Genomic DNA, 20,273 nt, shown 5'->3' with positions numbered 1-20,273 from the left:
CCTCCGTGGTCGTCAGTCGCCCATGACGCGCCGGACGAGATCGGCGACGTCCAGGGAGTCGATGTCGGTTGCCTCGGCGCCCTCGGGCTCCTCGCTCAGGCGCACCAGCCGGTCGTAGATCCCGCTGGCCCTCAGCCTCGCCGGCGGGATCGCCGCCAGCACCGCGCGGAAGCGGCGTTCTTCGTCGTCCAGCGAATCGCCTTCGGGTGGCGCCAGATCAGCGGTCAGCCGCGACACCAGGTCCGCCGGCGTGGGGTGGTCGAACACCAGCGCGGCGGGCAGCCGCAGCCCGGTGGCCGCCGTGAGCCGGTTGCGCAGGTCCACCGAGGTCAACGAGTCGAATCCCAGTTCTGAGAACGCCATGTGCGGGTCGAACTCCTCGCCGACGTGACCGAGGACGCCGCGCACGTGGGTGCGCACCAGGTCGATGACGGTCCGTCGCCGCTGGTCGGCGGGCATCGCCGCGAGCCGTTCCCGAGCCGTCGCGTCGCGCTCCGCCGACGCGCGCCTGCGCGACGGCGTCATGAGGTCGCGCAACAGCGGGTGCGCGTTGTCGGCGTCCAGACCGGAGATGTCGATCGGTGCGACCACGACGTGCGGGTCGACCGAGTCTCGGACGACGTCGTGCAACGCCAGCGCCCGCGTGGGTTCCAGCGGCAGCACGCCACCGCCGCGCACCCGGCGCAGGTCCGCCGCCCCGATGCCCGCGCCCATGCCCGCGCCCTCCCACAGGCCCCACGCCACGGACGTCACCGGCAGCCCTTCGGAGCGCGCCCGATGTGCCAAGGCGTCGAGGAAGGAGTTCGCGGCGGCGTAAGCGGCCTGCCCCGCACCGCCCAGCACCGCCGAGGCGCTGGAGTAGAACGTGACCGCCGCGATGTCCGAGCCGCGCAGGGCGTCCAGCAGCACCATCGCCCCGTCGACCTTGGGGCGCAACACCTCCCGAAGCCGCGCCGCGTCCAGGGCTGTCACCACGCCGTCACCGAGAACTCCCGCCGCGTGGACCACCTCGCCCACCGGCTGCTCCGCGAGGGACAACGCGTGCGCCACCTGCTCGGGAGAGGCGACGTCGCACGCCACCGCCACCGCCCGTGCGCCCAGCGCGGACAGCTCCTCCGCCAGCTCCACGGGAGCGGTGCGGCTGAGCAGCAACAGGTTCCGCACACCGCGCGCGGTGACGAGGTGGTGGGAGACATGCCTGGCCAGCGCGCCACTCGCGCCGGTGATCACCACCGTGCCACCGGGACCCGGTGGCAGGGTCAGGACGTTCTTGCCGACGTGCCGTGCCTGGCCGACGTGCCGGAACGCTTCCGGCGCCCGGCGCAGCGGCCATTCGGTGCGCGGCAGGTGCCGCAGCGCGCCGCGGGCGAACAGCTCCAGCACGTGCGCCAGCATCTCGCCGATGCGCTGCGGACCGGCCTCGACGAGGTCGAACGCGGTGTAGCGCACCCCCGGGTGGTCCGAGGCGACACGCGCGGGATCGCGGACGTCGGCCTTGCCCATCTCGACGAAGGACCCGCCGCGCGGCAACAAGCGGAGCGAGGCGTCGACGAAGTCGCCGGCCAGCGCGTCGAGCACCAGGTCCACACCATCCCCGCCGGTGACGTCCAGGAAGCGGTCGGCGAAGTCCACGGTGCGGGAGGACGCGATGCGCTCGTCGCGCACCCCGCTGTCCCGCACAACGCCCCACTTGGCCTCGCTCGCGGTGGCGAAAACCTCCGCTCCCCAGTGCCGGGCAAGCTGCACGGCGGCCATGCCGACGCCACCCGCCGCCGCGTGCACGAGGACCGACTGGCCCTCCTTCAAACCGCCGAGGTCCCGCAATCCGTAGTACGCGGTGAGGAACGCGATGGGCACGGCCGCGGCCTGCGTGAACGTCCACCCGTCGGGTACCCGCGCCACCATCCGGTGATCGGTGGTCGCGAGCGGGCCGAACGCGCCGCTGAACACGCCCGTGACGCGATCACCGACGGCGAGCCCGGTCACCGCCGACCCGACCTCCACGACGACGCCGGCGGCCTCGCCACCCATCACCGCCCGACCGGGGTAGGTGCCCAGGGCGATCAGCACGTCGCGGAAGTTGAGCCCCGCCGCGCGCACCGCCACCCTCACCTCCTCCGGCGCGAGAGCGGTGGGTTCGACCGGAACGAGGCGCAGCCCGTCGAGCGTGCCGCCGGGATCCTGCTCCAGCCGCCAAGAACCCGTGCCCTCGGGTGGCAGCAGCGTGTCCACCGGGACCAGTCGCGGCACCCGCAGCACCCCGCCCCGCACGGCGATCTGCGTCTCGGCGGAAGCTCGCGCCGTCGACACCGCCGCGTCCAGCAGGGTGTCGTCCCCGTCGAGGTCCACCAGGGTCACTCGGCCGGGGTGCTCGGCCTGCGCGACCCTGGTCAGGCCCCACACCGGCGCGACCGCCAGGTCCACGTCCTGCCCGTCGTCGGTGACCACACCGCGCGTGGTCACCACCGCCAGGTGCGAGTCCTCGCGGGAGGGGTCGGCCAACCACTCCCGCAGCACCTCCAGGTGCCGCTCCACGCCGGTCGGCCGGAACACGACCACCGGAGCGCGTCCGGGCCACTCCTCGACCGCGACCGGTGCGGCGACGTCCCGCACGGGTTTCCACATGACCCGGTGGACCGCGGGTGGTCCCGCGACGCGCAGTCGGTCGGCCGTGACAGGTCGCAGCCGCAGCGAGCGGATCGAGGCGACCGGCGCGCCCGTGGTGTCGGAGATGACGATCGACATGCCGTCGGCGCCCTGCGGCGTCACGCGCACCCGGACCTTCGTCGCACCCACCGCGTGCAACACCGCACCGGAGAACGAGAACGGCAACGCCGCGCCGGACCGCTCGACCCCCGACAGCGCCATCACGTGCAACGCCGCGTCCAACAGCGCCGGGTGCAGCCCGTACCCCGCGACGGTGACGCCATCGGGCAGTTCGACTTCCGCGTAAGTGTGCCGGTCATCGCGCCACGCCGCCCTCACACCCCGGAACACCGGACCGTAGGTCAGCCCGCGCGCGGACAGGTCCTCGTACATCCCGTCCACCGCGACGGGTTCGCCCGCCGGCCACTGCTCCAGCGACAACGCCTCACCCTCGCCGCCGGTGGTCGCCGTCGCGTGCAGCACCCACTCGCCGTCGCCGACGCGCGTGTGCACCTCGACCTCCCGCACTCCGTCGGCGTCCGGGGGACCGGAGGTGAACCGCATGACCGCATGACCGTGCTCAGGCACCACCAGCGGCGCGTGCAGGGTCAGCTCGGACACCGCGTCGGCGCCCGTGGACCACAGCATCTCCACCAGCGCCGCGCCCGGCAGCACCACTGTGCCGTGCACCCGGTGCTCACCAAGCCACGGCTGCGCGTCGAGCGCGAGCCGACCCGTGCGGACCTCGCCGCCGTCGGGCATGTCCACCACAGCGGTCAGCAGAGGATGACCGGTCGCGTCCTGACCGGAGCTCTGCGGATCGCCCGCGCCCGTCACCGGGTCGAGCCAGTGCCGTCGACGTTCGAACGGATACGTCGGCAGTGGGCGCAGTGCCGTGCGCGGCACCAGCGGCGACCAGTCCACCGCGACGCCCCGGGCGTGCGCCAGCCCGAGGGCCTTCGCCAACTGCGCGGTGTCATCGATTCCCTTGCGCAGCACCGCTTCCGCAGGGCGGTCGCCCAGCAGCGGCACGAGGGTCGAGTCCGGCCCGACCTCGATGAACGCCACGTCGCCCAGAGCCGCGACCGCGTCGGCGAATCGCACCGGCTCGCGCACGTGCCGTACCCAGTACTCCGCGTCCAGGTCGTCGGCGAGTCGGCCGGTCAGCCCCGACCCGAACGGCACGGTCGGCGTCGCGTAAGCCAGGGTCGCCGCCACGGCGCGGAAGTCGGCCAGCATCGGGTCCATCAGCGCCGAGTGGAACGCGTGGCTCACCCGCAGTCGCCGGGACTTCCGCCCAAGCGACTCAACAGCCGCCAAGACCGCTTCCTCCACGCCCGAGAGCACCACCGACTGCCCGTTGACCGCCGCGATCGCCACCTCGTCACCCAAGTAGGGCCGCACCTCGCCCTCGGTGGCGCGCACGGACACCATCGCCCCGCCGGCCGGCAGCGCCGCCATCAACCGCGCTCGCGCGCCCACCAAGGCACTCGCGTCGGCGAGTGACATCACCCCGGCCACGTGCGCGGCGGCGATCTCGCCGATCGAGTGCCCCGCGACGAGGTCCGGCATCACGCCGAAAGACGCCAGCAGCCGTGCGAGCGCCACCTGCACGGCAAACAGGGCGGGCTGGGCCAGGCCGGTGTCCAGCAGAGGTCCGCCGCGGGACAGCAACCGCTCGACCGGGGTGTCCACGAACCGGTCCAGCTCCGCGCACACCTCTTCCAACGCCGAGGCGAACACCGGGAACGCCGAGCGCAACGACCGCGCCATGCCTTCGTGCTGGCTACCTTGGCCGCTGAACACGAACGCCACGCCGCCCGAGCCGACCAGGCCCGCGCCGTCCTCGACCGCGCGCAGTCCGGCGACCAGCTCCTCGGTGGTCGAGCCGGTCACCACCGCGCGGTGGGCGAAACCGGGGGAGCGGGTCAGCAGCGTGTGCCCCACCTCCGCCGGCGGCAGCCCGTCCACCACCTCGCGCAGACGACGTGCCTGCTCCCGCAGTGCGCCGGGTGTCTTCGCGGACAGGCACCAGGGCACCACACCGCGGTGCTTCTGGGGAGCCGAGGTCTCCTCGTCGGAGGGGGCCTCCTCCACGATCACGTGCGCATTGGTGCCGCTGATCCCGAACGAGGACACGCCCGCCCGGCGGACCCGCTCACCCTTGGGCCACGGCGTCATCCGGGTGGTGAGCCGGATCGACCCCGCCGACCAGTCCACGTGCGGGGTAGGGCTGTCCACGTGCAGCGTCGGCGGCAGCGATTCGTGGTGCAACGCCAGCACGAGCTTGATCACGCCCGCGACCCCGGCGGCGGCCTGGGTGTGCCCGATGTTCGACTTCACCGCCCCGAGTTCCAGCGGGGAGTCCCGCCGCTGCCCGTAGGTCGCGAGCAGCGCCTGCGCCTCGATCGGGTCGCCCAGCCGGGTGCCGGTGCCGTGCGCCTCGACCACGTCGACGTCTTCGGGCCGCAGGTCCGCGCTTTTGAGCGCGGCACGGATCACCCGTTGCTGCGCCGGGCCATTGGGGGCGCTGAGCCTGCTGCTCGCACCGTCCTGGTTCACCGCGCTGGACCGGATCAGCGCCAGGACCGCACGCCCGGCGCGGCGGGCGTCCGACAGCCGCTCCAGCAGCAGCAGTCCCGCGCCCTCGCCCCACCCGGTGCCGTCAGCCGCCGCCGCGAACGGCTTGCACCGGCCGTCGGGAGCCAGGCCGCGCTGCCGGGAGAACTCCACGAACAACCCCGGAGTGGACAGCACCGTGACGCCGCCCGCCAACGCCATCGCGCACTCGCCCCGGCGCAGCGACTCCACCGCCAGGTGCAGCGCGACCAGTGACGACGAGCACGCGGTGTCGACCGTGAGCGCCGGACCCTCCAGACCGAACGTATAGGCGACCCGGCCGGAGAGCACGCTTCCCGCCGTGCCCGTGCCGATCAGCCCTTCGACGTCCTGAGCCGACCCCGCCGCCAACCCGGCGTAGTCCTGCCCGCTGAGGCCCAGGAACACACCCGTGGCGCTGCCGCGCGCCGCGGACGGCGACACCCCGGCTCGCTCGAAGCACTCCCACACCGTCTCGAGGGCGATCCGCTGCTGAGGGTCCATCGCCGCGGCTTCGCGGGGGGAGATGCCGAAGAAAGCGGCGTCGAAATCGGTGGCGTCGCGCAGGAACGCGCCGTCACGCACGTAACTCGCGCCGCGCCGGTCGGGATCGGGGTCGTGCACCGGCGGCCAACCCCGATCGGTGGGGAACGGGCCGTACCCGTCGGCACCGTCGGCCAGCAGCCGCCAGAACCCCTCCGGATCGGCGACCCCTCCCGGCAGCCTGCACGCCATCGCCGTCACGGCGATGGGCTGGGCGCGCTCGCGTTCGAGCCCGTTTAATTTCTCGCGGGTCTCGTACAGGTCGACAGTCAATTTCTTGAGGTATTCGACGACCTTTTGTTCCCCGGTCATGTCCCACCCTGTTGTCAAGCACATCGGAGTCGCTCTAACGTACTGGCAGTAAAACCGGCAGGTACACCCCTATGCGTTGCCCCTAATTCCCGGCCGCAGCCCCTAGCGTCCTCCGGTCGTTATCTTCAATCATCAGGGTAATTCCCGGCTGAAAGTGCGCTAAGGTTGGTTGGCGACCTGAAATCGGGAATCGACCCGCCGTGTTCGGCCGGTCCGGAGGTTCGTACACATGACAGCACTGCGGCCAAAACGCGCCCTCGTGGTCGGCGCCGGCATTTCCGGCATGGCGACTGCGCTGCGCCTGTCCCAGGTCGGCTGGGAGCCGCTGGTGGTGGAGCGGTCCCCGACCCGACGCACCGGCGGTTACTTCACCGTCTTCATGGCCGACGGGTTCGAGCCCTCCAGACGGCTGGGAGTGATCGACGGCATCCGCGACCGGGCCGACCCCCAAGGTCGGTTCCTGGAGATGGACCGCCGCGGCAGGCTCGTGCCGGGGATGAACCCCGCCGCGATGATGCCGATGGACCCGTCCTACACCGTGCTGCGCGGCGACGTGGAGAAGGCGCTCTACGACGCGCTGCGCCCACGGGCGGAGATCCGCTTCGGCGTCGAACCCCTGGCTCTCAGGCTGGGGCGCGACCACGTCGAGGTGGACCTGACCGACGGCGTCACGGAGCGCTTCGACCTGGTCGTGGGAGCCGACGGCATGCACTCCACGATCCGCGAGCAGGTCTTCGGCCCCGAGGACCTCTACCGCCGCGACTTCAACCACGTCGTCGCGGCCTGCCTGCTGGACCGGCCGCTGCCGTGGCTGCGCGCGGGCGACAACCTGCTGGTGGTCGACACGCGGCGGTCCGTGGCGGTGCAGGTGTTCCGCGACCACGACCCGGTCGCGATGTTCATGTACTGCCACCCGTGGCCCGCCGCCGAGATCCGCAAGCGACCGGCGGCGGCATTGCGCGAGGTCTACGGCGACTTCGCCGGACCGGTGGTGCCCGACCTGCTCGACGCCCTCGAACGCGCCGAGTCCACGCTGTTCGACCAGATCAGCCAGATCCACCTGAGCAGTTGGAGCCGCGGTCGGGTGGTGCTGGTGGGGGACTCGGCGTGGTCCCTGACCCTGTACTCGGGGTTCGGTTCTTCGCTGGGCATCGCGGGTGGTGAGCTGCTCGGCACCCTGCTCGCCGAACACGGCGACGACGTGGCGGCGGCGCTGGGCACGTGGGAGCACCGGCTGCGGCCGGTGGTCACCAAGCACCAGAAGAGCGCCCACTTCGCCAAGAACTTCCTGCTGCCGCCCAGCAGTCCTGCCCGTCTCCTGCGCAGGGCCGTGGTTCGCACCGCGGCCAGCCGCGCGGGCGGGAAGCTTTTCCAAGCGCTGCTGCCCGCGTCACGTGCGACGCGGGCAGCGGGCGCGTCAAAGAACCCGATCGGAGGAACTGCACGATGAAGCGCTTCACAACCCTGCTGTCGACGACGCTGGCCCTGACCGTTCTGGGCGCCCTGGTGGCCCCGTCGTCGGCGTCCGCGAGCACCGCCGACGTCGTCTTCTCCTGCACCGAGTCGGGATCGGCGGTCGTGCCGCTGACCTACAGCGTGTCGTTCACCGCGCCGACGAAGGTGCGGAGAGGGACGATGATCAAGCTGACCGTGTCGGCGACCAAGCCCGCACCCGCCGACGTGCCGGCCGGCGGCATCGACGGCGACATGGAGATCGTCCTGGGCGGCACCGCGAGTGGCTCGATCACGGCCACCGGCCTGGCCAACGCCACCGCCGTCCCGATCGGTCAACCGATGGTGCTCGGGCCGGGCACGGCGTCGCTGTTCGCCGGCACCGCCGGCGTGATCACCTACTCGCCCGGCGACTTCGTGATGGACATCTGGATCGGCGCCGTCCTGGAGTGCTCGCTGCCTTCCGGCGGCCCGGTCCTGGCCTCGACTGTCGTGTACTGAACGGGATGACGTGACCGCCCGCCGGTGGGATCGGTTGCGAGCCGGGACCTTTCGCGCACGTTCGCGAGGGCTCCGGGCAGTGGACGGTCGATCCCGCGGGCGGTGATGTCGAGCGAGGAGCCTCCAGGTCCGATGTGGAACGCGATGTCCGCACCGGGCCGGAGGCTCCCCGTGCCACGCCGTGACGCCGGTCAGCTTTCCCGGTGGCCCAGCAGCACTTCGGCCACGTGCTCGAAGTGGGGCGACACCTCGCGCATGGTGGTCGAGGACAGGGCGTCGCTGCGCACGACGGAGCGGAGCACGCTGATCCCGAGCAGCCACGCGCTGAACAGCTCGGCCCGCAGGTCCGCGTCGGGGCCGTCGCACAGCGTGCGGAGGTTGGCCACGTAGGTGCTGCACACGTGCTCGTGCAGCCGGCTGCGGATCGCCTCGTCGCCCGCGGAGCGCAGCATCGCGATGAACGGGTGCTCGCCCGCGGATTCCGGCCAGTCGTGGGCCAGGATCGCCTCCAGCAGCCGTGTCGGCAACTGCTCGGGCGGGCCGTGCAGCACCGCCTCGGCCGCACGGGTGTCCTGCGCGGAGCACTCGTCGAACAGCTTGCGTTTGCTGCCGAAGTAGCGGAACACCAGGGTCGCGTCCACGCCGGCGTCGGCGGCGATGTCGCGGACGTTGGTCGGGGCGTAGCCGTCGCGCGCGAACCGGGCCCGCGCCGAGGCCAGCAACGCCGCGCGGGTCGCCTCGCGGTTGCGCCTGCGCGGTGGCGGACCGCTCGGTGCCGAGGGCAACTCCACCTCCGGGGAATCAAGTCATCGTGTGTTGACATGGTATCCGGTCCTCGGTAACTTCGGCCAAGTCATCGCTTGATGACTACGTTCATGATCATCCCCGGAGGGTTCCCAGCGTGAAGACGTTCGTCATCTCGGGCGGCACGGACGGCATCGGCAAGGCTGTGGCGCTCGCGCGCCTGGAGCAGGGCGACCAGGTGGTCGTCCTGGGCCGCAACGCCGAGAAGGGCGCGGCGATCCTGGCCGAGGCCGAACGGCTGGGCGCCGCCGAACGCGGCCACTTCATCCAGGTCGACCTCACCGGCGTCGCGGCCACCCGTGCCGCCATCGCCGAGATCCGGTCCCGCTTCGGCGCGGTCGACGGCCTCGTCCTGTGCGCGCAGCACTTCCGCTCCGAGCGCCTGGTGACCGCCGAGGGCTTCGAGAACACCTTCGCCGTGTACTACCTGAGCCGCTTCCTGCTCAGCCACGAGATGGTCGACCTGCTGGAGGCCGCGCCGTCGCCGGTCGTGGTCAACGTCTGCGGACCGGGCATCCCGATGGGCGAGGTCCGCTGGAACGACCTTGGACGCGAGCGCGAGTACGCCGGACTCGACGCCCTGATGCAGGGCAGCAGGCTCAACGACCTGCTCGGCGTCGGCTTCACCCAGGTCAACCCCAGCTCGGCCGTCCGCTACGTCCTGCTCAACCCCGGAGGCGTCAGGACCAGCTTCTCCGGCGAGTACGACCAGGTCATGGCCGAGCAGATCGAGGCCATGCGCAAGGTCGCCAAGCCGGTCGAGGAAGGCATCCTCCCGATCCTCGCCGTGCTGGACACCCCGCCCACCGCACCGCTGACGGCCTCGATGATGGGCGACCCGCTGCCACTGGACGGCTCCGCGTTCGACGCCGAGGACGCCCGCAAGCTGCACGAGTTGACCATCGGACTGCTCGCAGTCCGCACCGGGTAAGGGAAAGGGGCGCGTCATGGGGCGGACGGCTCCGGCACAGGAGGCGGCGAACCTCGCGTTCGTCGAGCGGTGGGTCGAACTGCACAACACCGACCCGCTGCGCATGGTGGAGGAGTGCTACGCCCGCGACGCGGTGATCGAGGTGCCCGGCGTCGAGCGGTTCGGCGTCGAGAGGCTGCGGGCGCTGGAGGAGTCGGGTCCGCCGCGTCGGACGCGGGTGCTGCGGACCATCGCATCGGGGGAGGTTGTGGTGGTGGAAGGCTCTACGGCGACGCTTTCGGACGGCGAGCCCGGTCCGGAGGTGCGGTGGTGCGTGGTGCTCACCATCCGCGACGGCGTGATCGTGTCCGACCACGCCTATCTCAACACCCACCAGCCCACGCCGGGTTGACCCGTCAAGTCGAGTCCGAAGGGCGTTTCGACGCCCTTCGGCTTTCATTTTTGCCTGGTTTCGCAATTCCCCCGACTGTGGAGTGATTAGCGTCACGTTGCCGCGTTGTTGGCTCGTCAAGTCATTCTTGCGACCCGCAACAGCTTTCGAGGCCAGAGGTGGGCACGCTCCGTGAAGGAGTGCTCCAACCTGGTGAACCTGGTTGTCCGGGCCTCGAACACGCGTATGGTGGGCTCTGAGGTGGGGACGTGACCGAATGCTGGGCAATGCTCGCGTGGATCAATACCGCGAGCGGACCAGCCAAACCGGTCACTCACGCGCGCGGCGCACGACAAAGGGGTCGTGCCCCTGCATGAATACGGCATTCCCGTCGTATTCGCGTGCGCACCCAGCGAATCAGCGGCAGGTCACTGCGTGGACATGGGGGTAGTAGCCGTTGCTTGTCGAGCGAGAGGAACACCTGAACCAGTTCGCCGAACGCCTGGACCGACTCGCGGAAGGCGCGGGTGGCACAGTCGTGGTCAGCGGCCCGGTTGCCAGCGGTAGAACGCGCCTCTTCCGGTCGTTCTTGTCCGACGTCGCCGAGCGCAGTGCGCCCGGACGCGACCTAGCGGGCACGCTCGTGCTCACCGCCACCGGTTCGCCCGCCACCGGGCTGTTACCGTTCGGGCTGCTCACGCCAGTGCTCACCGCGCTGAGACTGCAGCCCGACCTGCTCTACGAGATCGAGTCCTGCGTGGACGCGCCACTCGCGGACGGCGTGCTCAAGCCCGAGGCCGTGAGCCTGGCCCACCGCGTCGCCGAGGCGGTGCTGGCACTGGCCGTCGAACGGCCTGTGGTGCTCGCGGTGGACGACGCGCAAGACGGCGACGAACTGTCCCTGGAGTGCCTGGCGTACATGGCCCGCAGGCTGGTCGCCGCCCGCATGCTGCTCGCGGTAGCCGTGCGCACGGGCATCGGCCACCGCGGTCCGGTGCACGCCGCACTGCTCCATGAAGGCATCGGTCGCGGGCTGCGGCTCGCGCCGCTGAGCGAGCGCGGTGTCACCACCCTGGTCGCCGACCGGCTCGGCCGGTCTGCCGCGGACCGCGGAGCCGCCGACTTCTTCGCCGTCACCGCGGGTAACTGCCTGCTGGTCAACGCGGTCATAGAGGACCACGTCGCGCGAACGGGCGGCTTGCCACTCCAGCGCGGCACGCGGCTCGCGGTCGGCGAAGCCTACGGCCGTGCCGTGCTCGCATGCCTTGACCGCGGTGGAGCCGACGCCCGCCGCGTCGCCGAGGTGCTGGCCGTCCTCGGAGGTGACAAGTCGGCTGCGATGCTCGCCGACTTGGCGGGCGTGGACAAGCGGGGCCTGTTCGACGCGCTGGAGTCGCTGGAGGAGGTCGGGCTGCTCAACGGCCGCGCGTTCCGCCACCCGATCGCCCGCAGCACCGTGCTGGCCCGACTCACGACCGCAGACCGCGCCGAGGTGCACCTGCGTGCGGCTGCCCACGTGCAGCGCAACGAGGGCTTGGTGGACGAGGTGGTCGACCACTTCCTCGCGGCGGGCGAGGTCCGCGACCAAGCGTCGGTCAGCCTGCTTCAGTGCGTTGCCGAGCAGGCGTTGATCGCCGACGACGTCGAGCGCGCCACGCGGTGCCTGCGGTTGGCCGCCGCGCACTGCGCCGACGAGCGGCAGCGCGCCGCCATCGTCGGCAGGCTGGCCTCGGTGGTGTGGCGCAGTAGCACCACCGCCGTGGCACAGAACCACCTGAAGGTGCTGATCGAGGCAATGTGCGACGGCATCTTGCCGGACTCCCAGGTGCCCGCCGTGCTGCGCTACCTCCTGTGGCACGGACGTGTCGACGAGGCGGTCGAGGCCATGAGCTGCCTGTATGGCGGTGGCTCCACCGCCGAGGAGGTCGATTCACTCCAGTGGTGGCTCCGGCACTGCTACCCGCCGTTGGCCGAGCGCATGCCGCCCCGCCCGGACAACGTCGACGAGGCCGCGCCCGCCACGCCGGGCACCGCGGGCGCCGGTCGCGCGATGGCGGCGCAGTTGATCAGGGGACTGCTCGCTGGAGACGACCCCGAGGAGGTGGCCATCATCGCGCAGCAGGTGCTCCAGAGCTGCGCGCTGGGAGAGGACACCATCGAGAGCTTGGCGACCGCGCTGATCTCGCTGACTTACGTGGACCGCCTCGACCTTGCGCAACCGTGGTGCGACGAGCTGGTGGAGCGCGCCCACGAGCGGCGCGCCCCCACGTGGGCGGCCGTGCTGGGCGCGGTCCGCGCGGACATCGCGCTGCGCGCGGGCGACCTGGCGGGTGCGGTCCGGTTCGGTCGCGAGGCGCTGGAGACGATGCCGGCGCACAACTGGGGCACCAACATCGGTCTGGTGCGGGCGCCGCTTATCGTCGCCCACACCCGCATGGACGAGTACGAGGAGGCGGCCGAGCAGTTGCGGCAGCCGCTGCCCGACGGCATGTTCGAGTCGCGCTTCGGGCTGCACTACCTGTTCGCCCGCGGCCAGTACTACCAGGCGGTGGACCGGCCCTACGCGGCGCTGACCGACTTCCGGGCGTGCGGTGACCTGCTGACCAAGTGGGGCATGGACGTGTCGGGCATCGTCGCGTGGCGCTCCGCCGCGGCCCAGTGCCACCTGGCGCTGGGCGAGCCCGACCAGAGCCGCGCGCTGGCCGAGGCGCAACTGGCCCGCTCGCCGCGCATGTCCCGCTCAGCGGGACTCGCGCTGCGGGTGCTGGCGACGACCGCGCCACCGGCGCAGCGCGTGCCGCTGCTGGAGGCCGCGGTGGACGCGTTCGTCCGCTGCGGCGCCAGGTTCCACCTGGCGCGGGCGCTGCTGGACCTGGGGAACACCCACCACGACCTCGGCGACGACGAGAAGGCGCGGATGACCATCCGGCAGGCGCAGCGCGTCGCGAAGGAGTGTCGGGCGCGGCGGCTGGAGCGCGAAGTGCCCCTCCAGCGCGTTGCCGAGGAAGAGACAACCATGCGGCGGTGGGAGCAACCAGCAGGGGAGCTGAGCGACGCCGAGCGCAGAGTGGCGACCCTCGCGGGTCTCGGCCACACCAACCGGCAGATCGCGGACAAGCTCTACGTCACGATCAGCACCGTGGAGCAGCACCTGACCCGCACCTACCGCAAGCTCGGCATCAGCCGCCGCTCCGACATCACGACGGTGCTGCGGCTCCAGGTGGTGCAGGCGCTGTAGTCCGGGCGGGGTGGGTGGGGGGCCCACCCCGCCCGGTGCTCACGCCGGGACGGACTCTCGTCTGGCGTGAGCGCTGCGCCCGGTCAGCCACGCCCACGTCGACCACCGGCGCGCCAGCAGTTCGTCCAGCGCGATGCGGCCACCGCTGGCGCCGAGGGCAAGGCTCACCACGGCGAGCACGAGCACGTACTCGTAACCCTGCTCGTGGACGTAGAACCCCTGCGGCCCGTGGACGAACACCATCGCGCCGCCGGTGACGACGGCGAACAGCACGCCTACCAGCGGAAGCGCCAGCCCGACGATCATGGCCGCTCCGCCGCCGAACTCCACGATGACGGTGAACCAGTAGGACAGGGTGGGCAGCGGGATGCCACCCGCCCGGAACCCGGCGATGGCTCCGGGCACGTCCTCCACCTTGAGCAGGCCGTGTGCGATGAACGTGACGCCGATGACGAGCCGTGCCAAGAGCATCATCAGGTCCCGGACGGATTCGGTGATCATGCGGTCTTCCTCCAGTAGGCGGCGGTGCCGTCGATGTCCACGATCGGCTCGGAGACACCGTGTGCGTCGCGGTAGCTGTGGACCGCCTCCGCGCACGCGGGGATCACGTAGTCGTCGATGATCGCGAAACCGCCGGGGGACAGCTTGGGGTAGAGGCTTTCCAACGCCACCGTCGTGGACTCGAACAGGTCGCCGTCCAGGCGCATCACCGCCAGCCGTTCCACGGGTGCGTCGGGCAGCGTGTCGGCGAACCACCCGGGCAGGAAGCGCACCTGGTCGTCCAGCAGGCCGTAGCGCTCGAAGTTGTGCTTCACGGTGTCCAGCGACACGGCCAGCACGTCGTTGTACTTGTGCAGTTCCATCGCCCGGTCCGCGGGGTAGCCGTCCTCGGCGACCTCCGGCATCCCCTGGAAGGAGTCGGCGACCCACACGGTGCGGTCGGTGTCCCCGTGCGCGCGGACGACGGCGCGCATGAATATCGATGCGCCGCCGCGCCACACCCCGGTCTCGATCAGGTCGCCGGGAACGCCTTCGCGCAGCGCGGTCTCCACGCACTGCTGGAGGTTGTCCAGCCGTTTGAGGCCGATCATGGTGTGCGCGACGCTGGGCCAGTCGCGGCCGACGAGTCGGTGCTCGACCTCCTCTCCGTCGCCGTAGTCGAACTCCTGGATCGCCGCGTCGCGGTAGATCGTGTTGATCAGCACGCGCTTCATCAGGTCCAGGTACAGCTCGCGGGTGTCGCCCATCTCGCTCCTCGTTTCATTCGTCCGGAGTGGCCAGGCCGGCCGCGAACGGGTTCTCGTCCCGCGGCACCCAGGAGGGGGCCGGCCTCTCGGAGTTCACGCCCTTCTCGATGAAGGCCATGTTGTGGTAGAAGTGGAGTGCGGTGGTGTGCGCGTCCGAGTAGGACGGATCACGGCCGAACTCGCGGTGGTTGAGTCCGTCCACAAGCGACTTGAGCATGCCCACGGAGGTGCCGGGGTTGTCCAGGTCGTGGCGATCGCCGCCCCAGCCTGGCCAGTAGGACGTCTGGAGGTCCTCCACGACGTAGAGCCCGCCGGGCCTCAGCTTGGGGAACAGCGCGCGGAACGAGCTGATGACGTCGTGGCTGAGGTGGCTGCCGTCGTCGATCACGATGTCCAGCGGTCCGGTCTCCAGCCGTTCCAGGAACGCCGCGTCGCTCTGGTCACCGCAGTGCGTGTGCAGCCGGGGCGCCCGCAGACCGGTCTTGGGGAAGTGGTCGAGGCCGTGGACGACGCCGCGCCGGAAGTAGTGCCGCCACATCTGCAATGACGCCCCACCCGCAGCCGGGTCGTCGTAGCCGCCGATGCCCAGCTCCAGCACGGTGACCCGCTTGTCCTTCAGCGGAGCGAAGTGCCGGTCGTAGTGGGTCGCGTACCAGTGCTCGCCCCACTTGTCCGACCCGAAGCGCACAGCCAGCTCCGTCAGGTCGCGCAGCGGCGCGTCGCACGCCGCGGTGAACTGCCGCGCCGCACGCGCCAGGTACGACCGGTCCACGTGCCCGACCACGCGCGGGTCGGGTTGCTCGGCGGGCAGCACCTCCCGCGTCGCCGTGGCCGGGGCGGGCCCGAACACCAGGCCGATCAGCTCGGCGAGGTCTTGGCGCACCAGCAGTTCCGACGTCGGGTCAGAGCCCGGCACGACCTTGGGCTCCGGACCCAGGACGAGCACGAACGGTATGCGTCGCGCGCCCAAGCCGAGGTCGAGTTGCACCGGCACCTCGCGGTCCGGCGGCTCGAGCAACGTCGCGCGGGCGGCGATCTCGGCCAGCGTCGCGGCGGCGACGTCGACGGCGCCGGCCTCGCCGAGGTCGTCCAGCCAGTCGCTCACCGCGCCGGGCGACCGCTCGGCGATGTCGAGCAGTTGTTCCTCGGTAGAGCTCACCGTTCCTCCTCGGGCGGTCCGATCGTGTCGTGTGCCGAGGCCGACTGCTGCTCGGGCGCCTGGTCGACCAGTTCCGTGATTGCCTCGTCCAACCGGGCCGCGCGGGTCGTCACACCGCGCACCTCGACCTGTGAGAGCCCGGTCAGCGCGGACACGGCCAGGCGTCGCACCTGGCTGTCGTTCACCGTTCCTCCTCGATGACATCGCACGCCGCGGCCACGCCGTCGTCATCGGCCATGGCGGCGGCGACGGTTTCGGCGCGTCGGGACACGTCGTCGTGGAGCACCGAGTCCAGCGCTCCGGCGAGGGAATCCGTGGACAGGGCGGTCAGCGGCAGCGGCGCTCCGGCGACACCGAGTTCAGCGGCGCGGCGCGCCCAGAACCCGTTGTCCGCGAACATCGGCACCGTCACCTGCGGCACACCCGCGCGCAGCGTCGCGGCCGTCGTGCCGCAGCCCGCGTGGTGCACGATCGCCGCCGCACGCGGGAACAACGCCCGGTAGTCGGACTCCCCGGCCTGGTGCACGTGGTCGGGCAGGTCGTGCGACGGCCCTCCGACCAGCACGAGGCCGCGCCCGACGCGCGCGGCGGCCCCGGCCAGCACCTCCAGCACCCGTCGCTGGTCGTGCACCGGCCAGAGGCTGCCGAACGTCGCCACGACCGGCGCGCCGTGCCGGTCCACAAACGCATCGAGCTCCGGATCGGGTGTCCACGACGGACGGTCCCAGAACCAGTACCCCGTGACGTGGCAACGAGATGGCCAGTCATCCGGCGGTGGGATGACCGCGGGGCTGACCGGGTAGAGCACAGGCACGTCGTGTCCCAGCCTTGCGAGGGGCGATCGCTCACCGACCGGCGGCAGGCCCCGTGAGGCGCGGTAGCGGTCGAGCGCACCCCGGAAGATCGTCCACTCCGCCTGGTGCGCCACGTCATAGCTCGTCAGGTTGTCCACACCCTCGGACGCGCCCCATGCGGGGAACGCGCGCGTCGGTGTGTTCGGGGTCCACGCGGCCGCCACCCACCGCGCCTTCGTGCCGGTCAGCGCCGCGGTGTAGGTCGTCGGAGAGGTCACCACGACGTCCGCGTCATCGCACGCCGCGGCCATCGACGCGTGCTTGCGCACCGCAGCGTCCTCGGTTTCCGGCGGCAGCGCCCGCGCGACGTCCACCACGGACCCGCCAAGCCGGATGGCCTCCGCCACGGCGGAGTTCTCGAACAGTTCTCCGCCGATGGAGTCGGAAAGGGGCGCGAACGCGAACCCCGCGCCCGCGATGAACGACCGCGCCGACTCCGCCGACGCGATGAGCACGTCGTGCCCGCGTTTCGCCAGGCCTTCACCGAGTGCGACGAACGGCTGCACGTCACCTCGCGACCCCAGCGACATCAGGGTGATCCGCACCGGTCCCCCTAGTAGTAGTCGACAGTGCGCGGTGCGAACGACGGGATGCGGCCCTCGGCGTTGACGCCCTTTTCGAGGAACGCGATGTTGCGGTACACGTGCAGCCCCACGGTGGATGCCGCGTAGGACGGTGCGTCGGCGCCCTCGTCGGGAGAAGTCCACTCCTCGTAGTGCAGGGCGTCCACCACGGACTTGAGCAGGCCGATCGACGTGCCTTCGCCGGCCGATGACGTCGCCTGCCCGCCGTAGCCGGGTGCGTAGGCCGTCCACAGGTCCTCTACGACGTACAACCCGCCGTTGCGCACGTGCGGGAACAGTTCGCGGAAGGTGGTGAGGATGTGGCCGTTGATGTGGCTGCCGTCGTCGATGACGATGTCGAACGGCCCGTGCTCGGCGGCCAGCGCCCGCAGGAACTCCGAGTCGTCCTGGCTGCCCTGGATGGTCGTGATCCGCTCCTCGTCCAGACCGTTCTTGGCGAAGTAGTCGATGCCGAACACGTGGCCGCGCGGGAAGTAGTCACGCCATACCCGCAGTGAGCCACCTCCCACGTCGGGGTCGCCGTAGCCACCGATGCCGATCTCCAGCACCCGCACCGGTTCCGCGCGCAGCCGCTCGAAGTGCCGGTCGTAGTGCGGGGTGAACCAGTGCCACAACCCCCACTTGTCGGCCACGTGCTTGGCCGCCAACGCGTTGAGCTCGCGTCCCGCCGTCGACACCGCCGCCAGTACGGTCGTCATCGCCTTCATGTACGACTCGATGATCCGGAACGGGTCGGCCGGGTCGCCGTTGGTCATGAACCAGTCGTCCAGCCGCTCGAACCGGTGGGTGCCCACGGGCGGTGAGGGCTGTGATCCGTACAGCGCCACCACCAGGTCCGCCAGCTCGAACACCAGCCTGCACGGCGCTTGCTCCGCCGACCTCTCCGCACGCACCGAACCACCGCGCACCAGTCGCAGCACGTGGTCCACGCGCTCACCCCGGTGCGCCACCGACACGCCGATGGACGCCTCGTCGGTGTTGATCGGCACGCCGCAGCGCGCCACCAACTCGGCCACCGCGACGGTGGCCGCGTCCTCCAGTCCGATGCCGTCGAGGGCCGCGGGTAGCTCGCGAGCGGGGCCGCCCGCCGCGCGCGTCAGTTCCCGCGCCACGAGCACGGGTGTCGTCGCCGTCATCTCTGCTCCTGTTCGTCACCACTGGGGGAATGGCTCGGCCGGGGTCTCGCCCCGTTCGTGCCGCAGGGTTCGGTCACACGCGGCCAGGTGGACGCCCAACGCCTCCTCGAACGGGGTGGACGCCGCGTCCAGCAGCAGCCGCCTGCGCACCGCCGCCTCCGCGCCGGCCACGCCGTCGCAGCGCACCAGCACCTCGACCAGCGCCGCGGCCACGTCGTCGGCGGTCTCGTCCACCAGACCCAGCGCCGCGGCCTGTGCCGCGTCGATCCGACTCCCGAACAGCGCCAGGCGGCGCGCTCCCGCCAACCCGATCTGGTCCACGAGTCGGTGCAGCGCCATGCCGGGCCACGGCGTGGAGCCGATCAGCGGCAGTCCGAACACCGCAGAGCGCGAAGTGATGCGGTAGTCGCAGCACAGCAGTAGTTCCAGTGCCGCTCCGGTGCACGCGCCCTCGGCGACCGCGATGGTCACCGCGCCGAGCCGTTCCACCCGCCGCAGCGCCCGCTCCCACTTGTTGACCAGATGCACGTCCACGCCGGCGAAACGGGACGGCTGCGCCTCCTCTCCACCGAGTCGCACCACCAGCGGTGTCCTGCCGGCCGCGTCCTCGGCCGCGGCGCACGCGGCGTCGATCGCCGCGAGCAACCGACTGCCGGGCGGCTCGCCACCGGCCACCAGCACCTCGGGCACGGTCATCGCCTCGCGTCCGCTCATCGCGCGACCGCCCGGTCGTGCACGTAGTTGCTGCAACTGTCGATGTTGGAGATCAACGTTCGCGACACGATCCCCTCGCCGCGCACGCGACTGGGCAAGCGGTGCAGCAGCATCAGCGCCCGGTTGCTGCGCCGCGCCACGCTCTCGAGCCGCCGCACGTGCCGCGCCCTGCCGCGGCGCTCCCGCTCGTAGCGACGCAGCAGCGCGGTGGGCTCACCCCGCTCGGAGAGCACTCGGCCGAGCATCCAGCCGTCTTCCAGCGCTTGGTTCACACCCCACCCGACGCGGGGCGGCACGGCGTGCGCGGCATCGCCGGCCAGCGTCACCGGACCCCGACCCCACCAGCGCGGCACGCGGTGCACCACGTGCGGGTACACCTCCACGTCCTGGTCGGGCAGGTTCGCCATGAGTTCGGCGACCGGCGGCGCCCAGTGGCCGAACCACTCGCGCAACCGCGCCCGGCGGTCCGGGGTCTGCGGGAGGTCCGGCCACGCGGTGCGCCTGCCCGCGCGGTCCAGGTCCTCATCCGGCCACGGCACCTCGACCGCCCAGTGCACCAGTCCCTTGCCGACCGGGTGCATCGTGCACAGCCGCAACCTGTCGTAGTAGGTCGGCACGACGTGCTCGGAGCGCAGCCCTGACGGCACCTCCGCCAAGCCGTACCAGGACGCGAGCCCGGTGTGTCGCGCGACATCGCCGAACAGCCGGTGCCGCACGATCGACCGGTAGCCGTCCGCGCCGATCAGCACGTCGCCGTCCTCGGACGTGCCGTCGTCGAAGGTGATCTCGACGCCCTGCCGCGACGGGCGGATCGTGGTGCACCGCCTGCCGAACCGGATCGTGCCCGCGGGGAGCGCCTGCGCGAGCCGCTCGATGATGTGCCCGCGCAGCACACCGATGGTCGGCGCGCCGTACTTGGCCTGCGCGCCCTCGAGGTCCATTCGCATCAGCGGCGTCCCGTCGTAGGCCAGGACATCGGCTTCGTCGATGCGGCTGCCCAGTTCCGGCAGTGACACGCCCAAGTCCCGCAGGATCGCTGTGCCGTTGGGCCAGACCAGTACCCCGTTGCCGGTGGCACGCAGCCGGTCCGCCCGCTCGAAGACCGCCACCTCGTGCCCGGCCGCGGTCAGGGCCGCCGCTGCGGCGACGCCGCCGACCCCCGCTCCGACAATGAGGACTTTCAT

Annotated in this window: 15 protein-coding genes; 5 read left to right on the top strand and 10 right to left on the bottom strand. The window is 71.5% G+C overall.

What is annotated here, in order from left to right; translation table 11 throughout:
* Positions 1-12: 12 nt before the first annotated feature.
* Positions 13-6,099, bottom strand: coding sequence for a type I polyketide synthase (locus F4560_RS14710; RefSeq protein WP_184920460.1), 6,087 nt, complete (start codon positions 6,097-6,099; stop codon positions 13-15).
* 229 nt (positions 6,100-6,328) lie between these two features.
* Between F4560_RS14710 and F4560_RS14705 the strand changes: the two genes are divergently transcribed.
* Together F4560_RS14705 and F4560_RS14700 are read left to right on the top strand one after the other, a co-directional pair.
* Complete coding sequence (locus tag F4560_RS14705; RefSeq protein WP_184920458.1) at positions 6,329-7,549, top strand: FAD-dependent monooxygenase; 1,221 nt, start codon at positions 6,329-6,331, stop codon at positions 7,547-7,549.
* Positions 7,546-8,052 carry a hypothetical protein gene (locus F4560_RS14700; protein ID WP_184920456.1) on the top strand — a complete coding sequence of 169 codons (507 nt, stop codon included), beginning with the start codon at positions 7,546-7,548 and terminating at the stop codon, positions 8,050-8,052. The genes F4560_RS14705 and F4560_RS14700 overlap by 4 nt, the downstream gene beginning before the upstream one ends.
* Before the next feature lie 191 nt (positions 8,053-8,243).
* Here F4560_RS14700 and F4560_RS14695 read toward each other — a convergent pair whose 3' ends face one another.
* Positions 8,244-8,837: a TetR/AcrR family transcriptional regulator gene (locus tag F4560_RS14695; protein ID WP_184920454.1), complete on the bottom strand. Its 594-nt coding sequence runs from the start codon at positions 8,835-8,837 to the stop codon at positions 8,244-8,246.
* A gap of 116 nt (positions 8,838-8,953) precedes the next feature.
* On the opposite strand from F4560_RS14695, the gene F4560_RS14690 reads away from it, so the two are divergent.
* The 3 genes from F4560_RS14690 (at position 8,954) to F4560_RS14680 (ending at position 13,395) form a co-directional block, all read left to right on the top strand.
* Positions 8,954-9,787, top strand: coding sequence for an SDR family NAD(P)-dependent oxidoreductase (locus F4560_RS14690; protein WP_184920451.1), 834 nt, complete (start codon positions 8,954-8,956; stop codon positions 9,785-9,787).
* A gap of 16 nt (positions 9,788-9,803) precedes the next feature.
* Positions 9,804-10,178, top strand: a complete 375-nt coding sequence (locus tag F4560_RS14685) for a nuclear transport factor 2 family protein (protein WP_184920449.1) — start codon at positions 9,804-9,806, stop codon at positions 10,176-10,178.
* A 436-nt stretch (positions 10,179-10,614) separates the two neighbouring features.
* A complete protein-coding gene (locus F4560_RS14680) occupies positions 10,615-13,395 on the top strand; it encodes a helix-turn-helix transcriptional regulator (protein ID WP_184920448.1) in 2,781 nt (926 codons plus the stop codon).
* A gap of 39 nt (positions 13,396-13,434) precedes the next feature.
* Here F4560_RS14680 and F4560_RS14675 read toward each other — a convergent pair whose 3' ends face one another.
* From F4560_RS14675 to F4560_RS14640, 8 genes are read right to left on the bottom strand one after another with little or no spacing between them, the layout of a single operon-like run.
* Complete coding sequence (locus F4560_RS14675) at positions 13,435-13,896, bottom strand: DoxX family protein (protein WP_184920446.1); 462 nt, start codon at positions 13,894-13,896, stop codon at positions 13,435-13,437.
* Positions 13,893-14,642: a TylF/MycF family methyltransferase gene (locus F4560_RS14670; RefSeq protein ID WP_184920444.1), complete on the bottom strand. Its 750-nt coding sequence runs from the start codon at positions 14,640-14,642 to the stop codon at positions 13,893-13,895. Before F4560_RS14670 ends, F4560_RS14675 begins: the two co-directional genes overlap by 4 nt.
* 13 nt (positions 14,643-14,655) lie before the next feature.
* Positions 14,656-15,801, bottom strand: coding sequence for a class I SAM-dependent methyltransferase (locus tag F4560_RS14665; RefSeq protein ID WP_184920442.1), 1,146 nt, complete (start codon positions 15,799-15,801; stop codon positions 14,656-14,658).
* A complete protein-coding gene (locus F4560_RS46155) occupies positions 15,798-15,986 on the bottom strand; it encodes a hypothetical protein (RefSeq protein WP_184920440.1) in 189 nt (62 codons plus the stop codon). Before F4560_RS46155 ends, F4560_RS14665 begins: the two co-directional genes overlap by 4 nt.
* Positions 15,983-17,200 carry a glycosyltransferase gene (locus tag F4560_RS14655; RefSeq protein ID WP_184920438.1) on the bottom strand — a complete coding sequence of 406 codons (1,218 nt, stop codon included), beginning with the start codon at positions 17,198-17,200 and terminating at the stop codon, positions 15,983-15,985. The genes F4560_RS46155 and F4560_RS14655 overlap by 4 nt, the downstream gene beginning before the upstream one ends.
* Before the next feature lie 8 nt (positions 17,201-17,208).
* A complete protein-coding gene (locus F4560_RS14650; RefSeq protein WP_184920436.1) occupies positions 17,209-18,375 on the bottom strand; it encodes a class I SAM-dependent methyltransferase in 1,167 nt (388 codons plus the stop codon).
* Between the two features lie 15 nt (positions 18,376-18,390).
* Entirely contained in the window at positions 18,391-19,089 is a 699-nt protein-coding gene (dpgB, locus tag F4560_RS14645) for an enoyl-CoA-hydratase DpgB (protein WP_221483498.1), read from the bottom strand.
* Positions 19,086-20,273, bottom strand: a complete 1,188-nt coding sequence (locus tag F4560_RS14640; protein ID WP_184920435.1) for an FAD-dependent oxidoreductase — start codon at positions 20,271-20,273, stop codon at positions 19,086-19,088. Before F4560_RS14640 ends, dpgB begins: the two co-directional genes overlap by 4 nt.

It is taken from the genome of Saccharothrix ecbatanensis, assembly GCF_014205015.1.
GTDB classification, from domain to species: Bacteria; Actinomycetota; Actinomycetes; order Mycobacteriales; family Pseudonocardiaceae; genus Actinosynnema; species Actinosynnema ecbatanense.
This window is presented reverse-complemented; position numbering and strand designations above follow the sequence as displayed.